We start from the raw sequence: 2159 nt of genomic DNA on the forward strand, positions 1-2159 counted from the left end.
GGGCTCTTCCAAGTGACCCGCTGTAAAAGCGGAACCCTAGGTGGCCGTTACCGCAGGAATGGATATGTACTCGGTCAAAAGCATTCAGGTCTTTTTGACTGTGCCGCCGTCTTCGCTGGCAAGCCAGCTCCTACAGGCTCCCGATCACGCTCGCATACACCGATCGATCAATATTCCCGCCAGACAGAATCACACCCACGGTTTTCCCCTCCATGGCATCACGCTCCTGCATGAGCGCCGCCAGGGCCGCCGCACCGGCCCCTTCGGCGAGGTTGTGGGTGTCGGTGAAATACACGCGCATGGCCTCGGCAATCTGCTCCTCGCTGACGGCTACGATCCGCTCCGCCGCCGCCCCGTAGATGGCAAAGGCTTCGGGAATCGGCTTGCGCACGGCCAGGCCGTCGGCAAAGGTATTCGCCGAGGCGGTTTCACGTATCGCTCCAGCCTCGAACGACAACTTTGCGGCGGCGGCCTCAGTGGACACCACGCCCACCACCCGGGTTTTAAGGCCCAGGGCATCGCGGGCGGCGATCACCGCGCAAATCCCCGAACCACAGCCAATCGGCACGTAGACCGTATGCAAATCCGGTGCAGCCTCGAACAGCTCCAGCGCGTACGTGGCCACGCCTTTGACCAATTCGGTGTGGAACGGCGGAACCAGGTACAGGCCATGCACTTGTGCCAGGCGCGCGGCCTCTTCACGGGCTTCATCGAAATCGCGGCCATACTCGACCACCTCGCCACCGAAACCGCGCATGGCCTTGTTCTTTTCGACCGAGTTACCTTCCGGCACGACGATCAACGCCCTCAAGCCCAGCGCCCCGGCCGCCAGTGCCAGGCTCTGGCCATGGTTGCCGCGGGTGGCCGTGACAATCCCCTTGATGCCCGGGTGCTCGCGCTTGAGCCAGTGCATGAAGGTAATGCCACCGCGCACCTTGAAAGCACCGGTAGGCGTATGATTTTCGTGCTTGACCCACACCGTGCAACCCAAGCGTTCGCCCAGCAGCGGCCAGCAATACTGGGCGGTGGCCGGCATGACCTGGTACACATGGCGAGCAGCTTGTTCGATATCGTCGCGAGTCAGTCTGTGCATGAGTCGTCTCCCTGAAGTGTTGCCCAGTCTAGACACGGGCGCAGCATGTCGGCTTTCAGAAAACTGACCTGACTTTTGCCCGCCCTCTTCACTACTATGGTGTTCATGAGCCATCGAAATCGCCCGCAGCCCTCCCACCCCTCTGAACCGGTCCGTCGTATCGAGGCAGGACCATGGGCGATCGAATTGTTACCCGGCGCCGCCTACGCGACCCGCTATGTAGCGACCCAGTCGGCCATCGGCTTTGCCTTCGACAGCCAGCGAGGCCTGCACGCCATCGGCAGCGACCGGGTGCAACCTTTCGATGCCCTGCCCAACGGCCTGGCATTCGTCCCTGTCGGCTGTGACGTATTGTCCGAATCCCCCAAGGGCGGTGAATACCTGCGGGTGATACGCACCGACGGTGTGCCATTGGCCGGGGATCGTGCCTTCAACAATCGCATCGATCAGCAGGCCATTACCCTCGCACTGCGAATGCGCGCCGCGCTGTTGCAGGCCTCAGTCGAGGACGATTGGGAGGCCTGGGCACTCGCACTGGCAGAACGGGCGACCGGCAACGAAGCGTTGCTGGCACCACTGCAAGGCGCTATCACCGGCAAGCGGATGCGCCTGCTCGATGAGTTTATTGACGCCGGTCTCGACCGCCCGCTGGGTATACCGGCCATGGCGGGCTTGCTTGGATTGTCCGAAGGCTATTTCATGCGGGCCTTCAAGCATGCGACGGGCAAAAGCCCGCACAGCTACCTGATCGACCGACGCCTCGCCAAGGCCCGCGCCCTGATGCGCGATTCGACAGCCAGCCTGGCAGAAATCGCCCACACCTGCGGCTTCAACTCCCAGGCACACATGGCGACCACCTTCCGCCAACGCCTTGGAACAAGCCCGGCGCAGCTGCGCAGTCTATCGAAGCCCGGCTAATGCATAAAAACACGCGCACCTGTAGGAGCTGGCTTGTCGGGTCGACGCATCGCAGCGATGGCGGCCTGACAGCCAACATGAATGCTGGTCACCGAGTACATATCCATTCCTGCGGCAACGGCCACTAATGGTTCCGCTCTTACAGCGG

Annotated in this window: 2 protein-coding genes; one reads left to right on the forward strand and one right to left on the reverse strand. The window is 62.3% G+C overall.

The annotated features are described in order from the left end of the window. Positions 1–130 precede the first annotated feature (130 nt). Positions 131–1093: a threonine dehydratase gene (locus GPL81_RS30290; protein ID WP_160109766.1), complete on the reverse strand. Its 963-nt coding sequence runs from the start codon at positions 1091–1093 to the stop codon at positions 131–133. A 96-nt stretch (positions 1094–1189) separates the two neighbouring features. On the opposite strand from GPL81_RS30290, the gene GPL81_RS30295 reads away from it, so the two are divergent. Continuing rightward, positions 1190–2011 carry a helix-turn-helix transcriptional regulator gene (locus GPL81_RS30295; RefSeq protein WP_160109773.1) on the forward strand — a complete coding sequence of 274 codons (822 nt, stop codon included), beginning with the start codon at positions 1190–1192 and terminating at the stop codon, positions 2009–2011. Positions 2012–2159 lie beyond the last annotated feature (148 nt).

It is taken from the genome of Pseudomonas izuensis (genome assembly GCF_009861505.1).
Taxonomy (GTDB): Bacteria; Pseudomonadota; Gammaproteobacteria; order Pseudomonadales; family Pseudomonadaceae; genus Aquipseudomonas; species Aquipseudomonas izuensis.

Coding starts and splice junctions, on each gene's coding strand:
- GPL81_RS30290 (WP_160109766.1), bottom strand. CDS start 1,093: ATGCACAGACTGACTCGCGACGATATCGAACAAGCTGCTCGCCATGTG.
- GPL81_RS30295 (WP_160109773.1), top strand. CDS start 1,190: ATGGTGTTCATGAGCCATCGAAATCGCCCGCAGCCCTCCCACCCCTCT.